The organism is Vibrio sp. 10N.222.55.C7 (assembly GCF_041473335.1).
Taxonomy (GTDB): Bacteria; Pseudomonadota; Gammaproteobacteria; order Enterobacterales; family Vibrionaceae; genus Vibrio; species Vibrio crassostreae_C.
Map to the genome: position 1 here is coordinate 31,509 of NZ_JBFRSC010000057.1, position 12,538 is coordinate 44,046.

At 42.5% G+C, this 12,538-nt stretch carries 12 protein-coding genes; 1 reads left to right on the top strand and 11 read right to left on the bottom strand.

Translation table 11 applies throughout. From position 1 onward, the window contains the following. Positions 1–97: 97 nt before the first annotated feature. The 4 genes from AB4482_RS19450 to AB4482_RS19465 all read right to left on the bottom strand — a co-directional run bounded on the left by AB4482_RS19450 (position 98) and on the right by AB4482_RS19465 (position 4,908). Entirely contained in the window at positions 98–1,591 is a 1,494-nt protein-coding gene (locus AB4482_RS19450) for a methyl-accepting chemotaxis protein (RefSeq protein ID WP_372181453.1), read from the bottom strand. Continuing rightward, a complete protein-coding gene (locus tag AB4482_RS19455; protein ID WP_102394170.1) occupies positions 1,581–2,438 on the bottom strand; it encodes an ABC transporter substrate-binding protein in 858 nt (285 codons plus the stop codon). The genes AB4482_RS19450 and AB4482_RS19455 overlap by 11 nt, the downstream gene beginning before the upstream one ends. 221 nt (positions 2,439–2,659) lie before the next feature. After that, positions 2,660–3,040, bottom strand: a complete 381-nt coding sequence (locus AB4482_RS19460; RefSeq protein ID WP_017060579.1) for a hypothetical protein — start codon at positions 3,038–3,040, stop codon at positions 2,660–2,662. Positions 3,041–3,195: 155 nt separating this feature from the next. After that, positions 3,196–4,908, bottom strand: coding sequence for an RluA family pseudouridine synthase (locus AB4482_RS19465; protein WP_017060580.1), 1,713 nt, complete (start codon positions 4,906–4,908; stop codon positions 3,196–3,198). Between the two features lie 279 nt (positions 4,909–5,187). Here AB4482_RS19465 and AB4482_RS19470 point away from each other — a divergent pair, with 279 nt between their 5' ends. Further along, positions 5,188–5,640, top strand: coding sequence for an NUDIX pyrophosphatase (locus AB4482_RS19470; RefSeq protein ID WP_017060581.1), 453 nt, complete (start codon positions 5,188–5,190; stop codon positions 5,638–5,640). A gap of 17 nt (positions 5,641–5,657) precedes the next feature. Here AB4482_RS19470 and AB4482_RS19475 read toward each other — a convergent pair whose 3' ends face one another. The 7 genes from AB4482_RS19475 to AB4482_RS19505 all read right to left on the bottom strand — a co-directional run bounded on the left by AB4482_RS19475 (position 5,658) and on the right by AB4482_RS19505 (position 12,102). Next, a complete protein-coding gene (locus tag AB4482_RS19475) occupies positions 5,658–6,095 on the bottom strand; it encodes a bifunctional diaminohydroxyphosphoribosylaminopyrimidine deaminase/5-amino-6-(5-phosphoribosylamino)uracil reductase RibD (protein ID WP_102394169.1) in 438 nt (145 codons plus the stop codon). 155 nt (positions 6,096–6,250) lie between these two features. After that, positions 6,251–6,805, bottom strand: coding sequence for a nucleotidyltransferase family protein (locus AB4482_RS19480; RefSeq protein ID WP_372101046.1), 555 nt, complete (start codon positions 6,803–6,805; stop codon positions 6,251–6,253). Beyond that, complete coding sequence (locus AB4482_RS19485) at positions 6,805–7,092, bottom strand: putative quinol monooxygenase (RefSeq protein ID WP_017060584.1); 288 nt, start codon at positions 7,090–7,092, stop codon at positions 6,805–6,807. The genes AB4482_RS19480 and AB4482_RS19485 overlap by 1 nt, the downstream gene beginning before the upstream one ends. 961 nt (positions 7,093–8,053) lie before the next feature. After that, positions 8,054–8,911, bottom strand: a complete 858-nt coding sequence (locus AB4482_RS19490) for a hypothetical protein (protein WP_017060585.1) — start codon at positions 8,909–8,911, stop codon at positions 8,054–8,056. Beyond that, the gene (locus tag AB4482_RS19495; RefSeq protein ID WP_102321049.1) at positions 8,911–9,765 is read right to left on the bottom strand and encodes an ABC transporter ATP-binding protein; all 855 of its coding nucleotides are present in this window, start codon (positions 9,763–9,765) and stop codon (positions 8,911–8,913) included. The genes AB4482_RS19490 and AB4482_RS19495 overlap by 1 nt, the downstream gene beginning before the upstream one ends. Further along, entirely contained in the window at positions 9,762–10,133 is a 372-nt protein-coding gene (locus tag AB4482_RS19500) for a GntR family transcriptional regulator (RefSeq protein WP_017060587.1), read from the bottom strand. Before AB4482_RS19500 ends, AB4482_RS19495 begins: the two co-directional genes overlap by 4 nt. Before the next feature lie 223 nt (positions 10,134–10,356). After that, positions 10,357–12,102, bottom strand: coding sequence for an EAL domain-containing protein (locus AB4482_RS19505; RefSeq protein ID WP_017066680.1), 1,746 nt, complete (start codon positions 12,100–12,102; stop codon positions 10,357–10,359). Positions 12,103–12,538 lie beyond the last annotated feature (436 nt).

Sequence of the window (12,538 nt, forward strand, 5' to 3'; positions counted from 1 at the left end):
AAGCTCTAAAATCAGCAAGGATTTGTGACCTCTAAATGTTTAACATCGAGTTGAAAGGTTCAAGCCAGCAAGTACCTATGCTGGCTTGAGGGTATACTTAGAACTTAAATTTAGCAATCTGAGTGGAGAGGACAGTAGTTTGCGTCAAGATATCATTGGATACGTTTGCCAAATCGTCATTCACGTTAACTAGTTCTTTTGCACTACTATCAAGAGACTGCATGTCATTTGCGACTTTTGAACTAACGTTTGACTGCTCTTCGCAGGCGGATGCAACAGAATCTACCATGCCATTGATGGACGTTACGGAAGAGATAATGCTCGATAGTGCTTGCTGTATTTCATCTGCGCTGGCTTTTGTTTGCTCCACTAAAGCTTTCGAGCTCTGTGTTGCAACAAATGACTCGTTTGCTTCTTTTTGTAGGCGTTCAATAATAGATTCAATTTCATTGGTTGAATCATGGGTTTTAGACGCTAATGAGCGCACTTCATCCGCAACAACCGCAAAACCACGGCCAGACTCACCGGCCCGTGCCGCTTCAATAGCTGCATTCAATGCCAATAAATTAGTTTGTTCCGCAATCGCTTTGATGACTACAATCACTCGACCTATATCATCACTGCTTACTTTTAGTGAATTCGCACATTCCGCTGCACTTTCCAGACTTACGACCAAGTCATCAATATTACGTTCATTGATATCGATTGTGTGACCACTTTGCTGACAAAGCTCGAGTGCATCATTTGATTGATACAGCGTATTTTCCGTATGAACAGCAATTTCTTTGGTTGCTAAATCAAATTGCTCAATGCTGTGCAAACTTTCTTGAGTTAACAAAGATTGTCGTTGGCTTTGTTGGTTCATTTCATCACGTAGTTGCGATATACCGTGGCCACTCTTATCCAACAGTTTGGTCGTGTTCGATGTTTCGAGAATGATAGATTGAATAGTAGCAACGAATTGGTTGAATGCTTTCGCAAGTGATGTGACTTCATCATTGCCTACTTCCGCAACACGTGAAGTGAGGTCTCCTCCACCAGAAGCAATTTCATTCATTGAATCAGCCATGTTTTTGATGGGCCTGACGACTTTTCTATCGAGGACTATGGAAATCAGAATCAGGCTAGCAATAAATATGCAAAGCAAAATACTAATCGCAAGTTGCATAGAGTTCATTAAATTAGCATTCGTCACATCATGGTTAAAACCAACATTAACTTTACCGATAGGCAATGAATCCCATGAAATAGCCATCGATGAGGATTCATCAATGTCACGTGGATTAACACTACCTAATATGTTGTTATTTTGATCGAGCACTTGAATGTTTGCGATTACGTCATTATTTGAATACGCTTCAATGATATTAAGTATCAGTGTCTTATCGTATGCATAAACAGGTTCTTGCAATATCACACTTAATTCAGAGGTTATACGCTGGATTTCTTGTGAAGATTTATCAGTAACGTTTGATTGGTTAATCATAAATTGGATTGGCAAAGCGATAGCAGCAACAATAAGCATCACTGCAGCGATCAGTAAAACCATTTTTTTTGTTATTTGGTTCATAAAAATGTACTCAGTTGGCAAGCGGATCAAAGAAATATTTTTCTGGGATAGAGCGGGTGTCTTCGGTCAGATATGGATTTTCAAGATCGATAATAGTTCGCTCTGAAAGGTTGGCCCGTGAGAGCGCCATTCTTACTTCGGAGTCTTCGAAAAAGAGTTTCTCATAGGTGCCATCAGCGAAAATTTCTTCAACCACTTCTGTGATGTGTTGCTGAAGTTTTGTGTTTTCTTTTTGGACAAAGAGCATATATGGCATGCGATAGCGGAGCATGACATGACTATCAACAGCTAAAGGTAGTTCTGGGTATGATTGCATTTCTGCAAATGGTTCCATGACACCACGAGCAAACAAGTGGCACCGATTACCAGCAAGCATCATCTCAAAAATATTTGGATATTTAAGCGATTTAGCGGTTTTTATACCATTGGCATCAAGAATGAATGTGTCTGGCCATGTTTTCCCTGAACAAACTTTAAAGCGCGTGAAATCCGCTTTAGATCTTACGTTTGCGAGTAATTGTTTATCTTTTTCATGAATTAATCCGATTCGCATACCAAGCATTCCTCGATATATAGGGAACAATATTGGAGCAAAGCGTTTTTCCATGTCGAGACTGGTCGCTGACCAATAAAGGTCAATCTCTCCCGACTCTAAATCCGCCATAACTCTTGATTGAGCAGGTTCCCCTGTTGCTTGATAGACAAACTCGATTTCATCGAATCGGCTCGAGCGATTAACAATTTCTTGAACCAAAGTAAGGTGCAGTTTTTTGTCATTCGGTTTACCTGGCAATCTTAAAGGTTCAGCGTAAGTTATTTGGCAAGTACTAAAAATAAGTATCAAAAAAGTAAAAATGGAGCGAAACATTCTTGGTTCTATAGGCGTGTGATTAAGTGGCGGTAATATCGGTTACCGTGTGCTATTTTGATACGAAATTAACGCCACATTGTGACTTTTCTCTCGTTTTGTATGGGTAATTTAATGCAAGGTCGGATCTGAAATATAAGCATGTAAATATAGGTTTCCAGCCCAATCAGGGTAGCTTGTAATCGCCAGCGACACATTGTAATGACTATCGACTTGGCTTGTTATCTTTTCTTTGGGCGTTTTTCGACTAAACCGTTACGCTCTAAACCACGTCGAACGCTGCTGCAAAGCTTACCAAAGCGGCGCAGTTCTTCGAAGTTAGGGCCTTGGCCAATGGAAATACTGTGCTCCCAATACATTAACTCACTGTCGACCATCTCTAGTAGTTTCTTAGAGCAACCCGAGCAATTTCCTTTTGGACCACAGATAAACGTCTCCGACTCGTAAAGTGGGAGTTCGTTTTTAACTTCTTCAATTAAGTTGAGCATTGCCGAGTTTAAGTCTGGCTTTTTGGATGTAATTGGCTTCAAGCTTGGTGCTTGAGTTGCAATTAATGGGGAAGTCAGTTTGTTAGGTTGTAAATTCAAAGCAGCTGATGACATATCAAAGGCCTCAAGGAGAGAAGAAGGTGGGCATGCTACTCTTCACCACAAAGTGAATCTTGATGTAGTGCAATAAGCGTGGAGATATACCCAAAATAGGTAGGAGCCACAAGCGGTTGTGACTCCTTATCAAAGCTCGGTATTAATGAGAGGTTTTAGAATTCGGCGTCGAACTGGAATTCCATCCACTCTTTGGTGACTGGGTGGTGCAGCGCAAGTCTTTCTGCGTGTAAGTGCAATCGGTCGGCTTTATTGCCATACAAGCCGTCACCGACGATAGGCATGTTAAGGCCTTCTTGGTGTGAACAGTGAACACGCAACTGGTGTGTACGCCCTGTTTTAGGATGCAGGTAAACCTTAGTGGTTTGCCCGTTTCGCTCAATCACTTCCCATTTGGTTTCTGCTGGCTTGCCGTGTTCGAAGCAGACAATTTGACGAGGGCGGTCATACAAATCACCACGCAATGGCAGTCGAACATAGCCTTCATTTTCTGTTAGAACGCCTTCAATCATTGCCACGTAACGCTTTTCGACTTCACGAGTAATGAACTGCTTCTGTAAGCTCTTGTTCGCACGTCGTGTGAGAGCGAAGATTAGAATGCCAGAGGTCGCCATGTCTAAGCGATGAATCACAAATGGGCCTTCAACATCGGGATGCATTTCTTGAACACGTGTGTAGGCGGAATCTTTGATGGTTTTACCCGGCACGGATAGAAAACCTGCTGGCTTGTGTACTACCACGATGTGCTCATCTTGGAACAGAATATCCAGCTCTTTGCCTTCTGCTGGGTTCTCTAGCAATGGGTTTGGATCGACTTCTAGGCCTTTCATCATATGGCCTAAAATCGGCACACATTTACTCTGACAAGAAGCGTAGTATTTCTTGTGCTTGCGGATTTCCGACTTTGGAGAGCGGCCCCACCAAAATTCAGCCAATGCCAGTGGCGTGTAACCATGTAAGTACGCGTATTGCAGCAATTTAGGCGCAGCGCATTCACCAGAGCCAGCTGGTGGTATCTTGTTTGGCGTGTTTTCAAAGATTTGGTTAAGGTCTTCAACGTTTCCTTCCGCATTTTGGAAAGCGTATTGTGAAAACAACTTGTGTTGAAGCTGATGAGAAATGTGTGCTCTTTGCTCTTTTAGCTCAGCCAGTTGAGTGTTGAACACATCAACTTTAGCTTGCAACACTTGCAGGGTTTGTTCCCAGTTAAGTTTTAGGTACTTCTGCTGGTTCTTGTCGGCAACACTGGCTTTGTTTAGCTCATTATTTAGCTGTTCGAAAGCTTGCTCATCAAGGTTTTCTTTACCTTGTTCACGTTGTTCTTTACGCGTTTTTCGGCCTTCAATAATCAATAGACGTTGAGCTTCAATCTCTTGCTCGGCTTGCGCTTTTTGCTGTGCCAGTTGCTCGCACAATTCAAGGTATTCAGTATTTGCTTGCAGCGCTTTAAACTCAGCGTTGACAGCCATCATGTCGGCTGTGTCTTGATGGAAAAAGCTGTCGCTGCTGAGCATGTCGAACACGGGCGGTACAAAGTGAGGCAGTAGGTTTTGGTCGGCGATTTTCCCTGAAAAAGCAGAGAAGTACCCCAATTCACCTTCAGGGCTTTTCACCAATAACACACCAAACATTTTGCCGCGACCAGCGTCAGTATCAAGTCCGAAGTCATGCTGCCAGTCGGTTTGAGTTTCTAGATATTGTTGAAGCTGATGAGAAGCGATTTCACACAATGGGTGCGGTTCGTAGTAGAACGGGAATGTGAAACGCTCAGGCAACGAATATGACTCGATCGGCTGTTGAAAACGAGTGAAGCAATGCTCAGGTGTGTGGCTGTTTTCTGAGTCGTGCGTTGGTTTTGATGAGTGCATAGTCGTATTAATACTTATATCGTGGTGATAAATGGTTGTGAGTCTACTGTGTATGTTCAGAGACGTTAAACACAGTACAAGGCGGCGATTCTACTCTTTATCGAAAAGCGCCTCAAATAAGAAATAGTTCTATTACTGGGTAGCCAAGCGACGAGCCTATGAGTTATGGCTTGAACGCCATTAATTGATGAGTAACTTCTCGTTTTTAATCATAGAAGACAATTTAACAAACCAAGGGTGGTAGCCTTGCCGCCCTCTTATTAAAACTAAGGTAACGTTATGATTCCACTCAATACTTCGATTGTTTCCGGTGTCGCTATTTCAGAGAGCGACGGACAAATGAAAATGCTATTAATGAAGCGTGTTAAAGGTGAGTTTTGGTGTCACGTCGCAGGCTCGATTGAAGCGGGTGAAACAGGCTGGCAGGCTATCGTGCGCGAGTTTGAAGAAGAGACCCAAATTAAAGTGGAAGCTTTGTATAACGCGCAGTTTCTGGAGCAGTTTTATGAGGCGCACGTGAATGTGATTCAGCTAATCCCTGTGTTTGCGGTGCTATGCCCACCCAACCAAGCGATTGAACTGAATGACGAACACACCGAGTACCGCTGGTGTAATTTAGAAGAAGCAAAAGCGTTAGCGCCGTTCCCCAACCAACATGCCGTCTACGATCATATTTGGTCGTATTTTGTCGATAAGCCAGTCAATCCGCTTTACCGAGTGAAATTGAACTAATACTGGCTGTTTAAGATCTAGGACTTACCAAGGTAAGAGGTTAAAAAGGCGCTCACTTGCGCTTGGCATAACCCCACTTCTACCTTCACACCGTGCGATTCAAGGATCGCAACACCACGACCATTATTGCGAGGGTCTGGGTCTAGCATCGCCACGACTACGTGTTTTACACCTGCTTTAACCAATGTATTGGCGCAAGCGGGAGTTCTGCCAACAAAAGAGCATGGCTCTAAAGTTACGTAAGCGGTAACCCCCTCCATTGTTCCGTCCGTTTTGTCGTTATAACTATTCAGTGCTTCAACCTCGGCGTGGTTTCCGCCGACTTTTTGCGTGTACCCAACAGACACCACCTTATCGTTCTTCACCAAAACGCAGCCTACTGGCGGGTTTGGTTGGCAATCAGGTAAGGCTTGGCGCGAAGCTTCGAGTGCTTGCAGCATGTATTGTTGGTTCATGGTCGTTACTCAGTATGACGAGAGAGCGTAGCAGCTAGTCGCCACGCGTGGTTGATGAGTTGGTTAATTACTAACTTAATAAGCTAATAAGTGGGGCATGTTCGATCTGATTGGACTTTTAGTCAATGGTTTTAGCGTTTGAATTCGACTGCTAGTTAACTGTGACTCATCGTTAACTTGGGCCACTGGGTTAGCCAACCTTTGGATTGCACTCTTTGATCAAAGATATCTCGGCTACGCTTTGGATTGGGTGTGATTTGCAAATCAAACAAACTCTCTAAGCCAAAGGCAGAAATACACTCGATGTTTCCATGGAGGCTTTGTTTCACGGCGACGGCGGTTTCTTTCTCTGGCCAATAACTCATCGCATCCAATGAGCCTTGGTAACGTTCATCCCCATTTCTAGTGTGCATGTAGGCTTGATTGCGAACTTGCCAATTCAGTTCGGGTAACCGTTGTTTAAGCTGAGCCTCGTATCTAAGATCCGATTCGTAAGAGGTATCAATGGGATCAAAGTAGATCACATCAATATCATTGAATGGAGTCGGGGAGGCATAACCATGCTGGTGATCCCAAACGAGGTTTCTCACAAAGCCCGCAGCGACATAACACTGCGGCAAATCCAACTGAGCGACACAGTCTAAAACCTTCATTCGTAAGGGATCTTGTTTGATCAACGTGACGATGCGTTTGGCTAGCGGATGTATCATTATGATGTCGGAACATCAGTGACTTGGTAATGACGTGTCACGTTCTGGGAGATTTCACCCCATTCAGAGGCTTTTACTCGCTGTTGGTGCATTTCGAATGCTTCTCGGCTAGTGAATTCTTCATACACTTCAAAGCGATTAGGTTGAAGCGTGCTTTGACTGACTCGAAACACAATACAACCAGGTTCTTCTAGTGTCAGTTCTTTGTGCACAACCAAGGCATGTGTCACTGCTTCTAGGTCGTTGTCTGGCACTAGAATATGCCCTTGCAGAATTACTTTACTCATAATTACGTCCATTTAATTACGTCTATTTAATTTGGTCCATTACGGCTTTTTTCTATCAAAAGCTCTATCCGTTACAAACATAATCCCATTTTGATGTTGTAACGTATAGGCTAATGTGGCGATTATTAGTTCACATTGAATGTATTTTTTAGTTACACCGTAACTTTAAAGGTGATGTAATCAACAAATGATAAGACACTGGAACTAAATCAGCGTTGGTCCGGTCTATTAAATTAGTATCATTGAACTGTATTGATACTGAAATGAATTTGTCATCTGAGAGAACTAACCTTAATTTTGAACAGCGGCTCATAGGATTGAATTGAGCTATAGTTGATATCTAGGTCATACTTTGATGTAAATGGTACTAAAAACTCTATATATTTTGTGATTTGTATCATTGAACTGGGCATCAAACACCGTTAGATTCGAATGGTTGGCAATAAAAATAGCTCATGAAGAGCAGTTAAAGAAAAGGAAATATCCCTTATGAAAAAAATGAGAAGAGCACAGCTTCATCGCGTTCGTATCCAATACTGGAAAGACACGTCAAAAGAAGCATCAAAGAAATAAGCTTTAATCGTAGAGCTTTAAAAGCTGAAAAGCTTAATCAAATGTAAAACGCAACAAACTGATTTCATTAGCACTCTCAAGGACCTTCATCTGGTCGGCGACTAAAGAAATCATCCCCAAAGAGCTGGCAGGCATTAACAACAATGCAATTCAATGTCAGCTCATTATACCTCCGCTTAGATTCTCTTGTTGCTTCACTCTGTTACTCCTAACTAAAACCCCTTTGCACCTTTGCACCTTTGCACCTTTGTTCTTGTTACCCATATCTGTATTCGCAAAGTCGTGATCAAAAAAAGCTTCCGATTTCTCAGAAGCTTTGATTTAGATTTTGATATCTGGTGTGGTTACCTGCTCGGGAGAGATAACACCAACGTCAGGAGCGAATGCGTTAACGTTGGAACAGCGTCTTTAAGCTCACATCGTCCGTTCTATTTAGCTTTAGGCTCAGTAGATAGCCCCCAACACCGATCAGTGCGTAAATACCTAAAGATAAAATCGGCGCTTCTGCAATCGCACTTAATGGGTTGCTTGCTATGAGTACATTCATTGGTAATGACGCGATGAGAGATAGGAAGTCATTGATGCCATAGAACCCAAACACTGCGACAGAGAGGAACTTAATCGCATAGCTTGAGATGAAAATGACAAGCAATGGAGAGTTTACCAGCTGCGAAATCGCTAGAGTGACGGTTGCCAGTGGCAATAAAACCAGTGCAACTAACATCATTCGTCCAAAAAACACGACCCAGTTGCTCAGCACATAAAACAGAGATTGTTGTTCAACCAATAGCGCCAGTTGTTGCTCACTTGAGACGTTCAATATCCAGAATAGAAAATCTGCGAACAGCACTAACAATGCACAGATAGCCGGAATAACCACTAAACCGAAGCCGAGTTTCACACCGTGAGTCATTGCGTTAGATACCGGCATACTTCTCCAAAACATCGAACTGCCTTCTTGGCGCTCTTTACGCAGCGTTTTAGGGATGTAAAGCGTTGATAGGATCAGTGAAATAAGGCCCGCGCCAAAGTAGATCACTGAGTTGAGGTCTTGTGCGAACTCTCTGTGGATGTCGCTCACGTCACCGTTCACTTGCATTTCGAAGAAAAACTCATGCTGCGCTGCGCCATTGAAGAACAGACTAACGAACAGTAAGAAACCACATAACGCGACAAACAGAGGCAATCGAGTGTTAATTTTGTGCTCGATGAGTTCTTTTTCTAGCATGTAAAAACTTGGATGCATTATGCCTTCTCCGTCTGTGTTGCGAGGAATAGATCTGCGAGACCAACGTTATAGATGTTACCCAGTGATTCAACCTGCGCTTTGTATTGGCCTTCCAATAACCACTTAGTGGTGCCTAGGCCGGATTGTGAGGTCAGTGGGTTGAGCTTCTGTATCTCGCTTGAATGGTTGTTTGCGACTTCGATAATGAAATAGTCGTTTTCGATGTCTTCCATGCTCTTTTGCAGCACACAATGGCCTTGTTTTAAAATCAGAACATCCGTTAATAAGTGTTCAATCTCTGAAACCTCATGGCTTGCAATGATCATGGCGCGTTCGCCGTCGTGGAACCACTCAAGTAGATGGCGATAAAAAGTATCGCGGTACAGTAAATCTAGGCCAAGTGTAGGCTCATCTAAGATCAACACTTGGGTGTCAGTCGCGATGATGATCGCAAGGTGAAGTTGTACCTTCATTCCCTTAGAAAGCTGCTTGATAGTCGAAGAGAGCTTGATGTTGGTGCTGCTTAGCGTCTGTTCTGCTTTTTGCTTGTTGAAGCTAGGGTGTACACCTTGGGTGTATCTAAGCAGTTGCTTAACGGTCATCCACTCGGGTAACACGTTAACATCTGAAATGTACGACAAGTGCTGCATGAGCTCTGCGTGCTGGTGGATAGGGTGGTAGCCGTTTACTTCAATCTCACCTTGATAGTTGTGTCCACCAAGCAGTGATTTGATCAGAGTCGATTTACCTGCGCCATTGTGGCCCAGCAGTCCAAGCACTTGCCCCGGTTTTAACTCAAAGCTGATGTTCTCGACACCCACTTGATTTGAATAGGTTTTGGTTACGTTTTTCACGGAAAGTAAAGTACTCATGACTTGTCCTTTATATGTTGTGCTAGCTGTTTCACGAGTTCTTCGACACTCATATCAATGATGCTTAGCGTCTCAGCGATGGCTGGGATCTGTGTGTTGATGAATGATTGGTGTGCGGACTCTTTCAATTTTTGAAGTGCCCCTTCGGCCACATACATGCCTTGGCCGCGTTTTTTCTCTACCAAGCCTTCATCCACCAGTAACTGGTAGCTTTTCATGACAGTAAGGTGGTTGATCTTGAGATCGGCGGCAACCGCACGCACAGAGGGCAATGCTTGTAGCTCTAGCCAAACACCCTGAAGAATTTGGTCACTGATCTTTGCGGCAAGTTGCCTAAAGATCGGTTGGTCGTCTTTCCATTCGGTCATAATTAAAACTGCATGGTGATATACATGTGTATAACACTAACCTTTTTATTCGAATTGGCAAGGGTTTTATGAAAATGGATCGGATATTTTTATATTTGGATAAAGCATGTTTGGCGGGGAGGGTACTTGAAGCCTACGTCCTTGTGGGCTCTCAAGCAGCTGTATGAGCGATGATTATTTGAATAGGAAATGGTTGCTGATCAAGATTTCTATTAGGCTGGGCCTATTGCTCCTTTGAGTCATTAGGCCGGCTATATAGGTAACCTTGATGTAAGTTGTAGCCTAACTGACACAAGATATATTGCTGCCTACGCGTCTCGACACCTTCATAAATCATTGTGATATTTGATAGGCGTCCAATCTCCGAGATATTGAGCAATACACCCTGATGATGCTCTCCTGACTCGATATCCTTAACAAAGCAACGATCCAGTTTTAGATAGGCCGGAGAGATAACATTGATGATTTCGATGTTGTTATTGCCCGTACCAAAGTCATCCAGAGCGATAGTGATACCAAGCTTTTTGATATCCTTAATGTTATCGATAACCTCACACCCATAGCCAATGTTCGAATATTCAGTAATCTCTACGACAAACTCATTCGCTTCCATCGCGGCTAAATGCTCTCTGAGCCTTGCGAAGTTCGACCCTACCAAAGCACTCGGACACACGTTGACACCATAGATCTCATGGCTGTTGTTTAACTTCGCTTTTCTGACTGTCTCGATGAGTAAAATAGTATGAAAGGTGAGTAAATTGGTGCGTCTCATGGTGTTGATGAAGCTTAAAACGCCAACATTACGCACACGAGATAACAACTCGTAGTAGAGAACGCAGTTGTCTTCGGTGTTGATGATCGGCTCTTCTTCAAAGGAGATGTGTTTCCAACGAAACAGGTAGATCACGAAACCCAGAATATAGGAGCGATAAAGCAGGGTGGCGAGTATCAGAGAAAGCGCAATCCATAGTGCAACAATGTCGTCACTGTAGAAGGTGATGGTTGCACCCGTTGGTAGGGAGGTTTGATAGATAGATTTACTCTCTTCGCCAAGGTTTAAGATGTGGTAACCATTCTTCTGGATGGAAATCGAATCGACTAATAGAGGCAATAGTGAGTTCTTGTATCGAGCTTCGATAGATCGTTTAGATATTCGAGCAACCATCTCAATGTCGTGCTCGGTATCCATGAAGCGTGAATAGGCAAAGTCAGCACTATCGTAGAAGTCGTCTAATTGATTGAGCTCTATCATCTTAGAACGTGTTTTAGAGATATAGCAGGAGTCATAAGGTGTGGTCATGACGACAGAATCAAGGTTGAGCGAGTGCCTTAGCGAGTGCACAGCCCCGTGGCTATCGCAACCGTAGTCCATGACTTCTGCGGCAATGTGTTTGGTGTTCTCACTGTATTCATTCGCAATCTTCGTCGTATAAAGGATTTGGGAAAAGTAGACAACGAATAGGAAAAAGGAAGAGATGGTGAACACGGCTATCAGAGCCTTAATCAGCTCTCGATGATAGGTGTTGAACATCAGTTTCAACATCTCGAACTGGCTGGGCTTGAACTGGTTGATGTCGTACTTAGGTGCGATACGGTTGGTTGAGCTTTTATCGAGATCGATAAAGTAACCTACCTTATAAAGGTTAGAGATAAGTTCGCTATTATTATCTACCTTCGCTTTCTTACATAAGCTTCGATATTTCTTTCTTATAGAAGCAATAATATTTTTTAACGCGTATAAGCTAAACTCTTCGTCAAAGTGTAATTTAAAAGATTCTTCAACATCTCGTGCAGATTGAGGGTTTGATATTGACGAGTGTTCAATAAGGTATTTGAAAACAAAACTCTCTTTACTATTAAGAGTTTCCTCTGATATCTTATTACTGTCTCTTTTTATGTATATTTTTTCTTCATTGTAGATTAGTTGCAAGCTCTCATTATTGTTATTTATATTGAAAGAACAGTGCATAGCTTAACTCCTAAGCGATAGTTATTATATTTGTGTGATGGATATGTGATGGCTGGGATTTTCATTCAACACAAGAGTTCGATCTAAATAATATAACCAAAATGTCACCATTTTATCTCAAGATGTTGATACTAATCGCAGAATTTGGGCTTTAATGAAAGGTTATGGAGATGTTCACCCAAAAGTTGAATTTATAAATGAAAGCCAATGATTTACAAGGGGTAAGGGGGATTTATCCATTTGTTTTGGTATTTATCCATTTCACAGCTTCTACGCGGTAGGTTTAGCGACTGGATTTAGAGGTTTCTAATGTAGCTTCTGATGGTATTCATTCGGTTTATCGATGTGTGAGATTTATCAGAATTTTTCATGATAAAATTAAATTATGTCATTTTATGTGATATTAATATAATTTATGTGGCGTATTGTTTTGGTG

Coding starts and splice junctions, on each gene's coding strand:
- AB4482_RS19455 (WP_102394170.1), bottom strand. CDS start 2,438: ATGTTTCGCTCCATTTTTACTTTTTTGATACTTATTTTTAGTACTTGC.
- AB4482_RS19470 (WP_017060581.1), top strand. CDS start 5,188: ATGATTCCACTCAATACTTCGATTGTTTCCGGTGTCGCTATTTCAGAG.
- AB4482_RS19495 (WP_102321049.1), bottom strand. CDS start 9,765: ATGAGTACTTTACTTTCCGTGAAAAACGTAACCAAAACCTATTCAAAT.
- AB4482_RS19480 (WP_372101046.1), bottom strand. CDS start 6,805: ATGATACATCCGCTAGCCAAACGCATCGTCACGTTGATCAAACAAGAT.
- AB4482_RS19465 (WP_017060580.1), bottom strand. CDS start 4,908: ATGCACTCATCAAAACCAACGCACGACTCAGAAAACAGCCACACACCT.
- AB4482_RS19505 (WP_017066680.1), bottom strand. CDS start 12,102: ATGCACTGTTCTTTCAATATAAATAACAATAATGAGAGCTTGCAACTA.
- AB4482_RS19500 (WP_017060587.1), bottom strand. CDS start 10,133: ATGACCGAATGGAAAGACGACCAACCGATCTTTAGGCAACTTGCCGCA.
- AB4482_RS19485 (WP_017060584.1), bottom strand. CDS start 7,092: ATGAGTAAAGTAATTCTGCAAGGGCATATTCTAGTGCCAGACAACGAC.
- AB4482_RS19475 (WP_102394169.1), bottom strand. CDS start 6,095: ATGAACCAACAATACATGCTGCAAGCACTCGAAGCTTCGCGCCAAGCC.
- AB4482_RS19460 (WP_017060579.1), bottom strand. CDS start 3,040: ATGTCATCAGCTGCTTTGAATTTACAACCTAACAAACTGACTTCCCCA.
- AB4482_RS19490 (WP_017060585.1), bottom strand. CDS start 8,911: ATGCATCCAAGTTTTTACATGCTAGAAAAAGAACTCATCGAGCACAAA.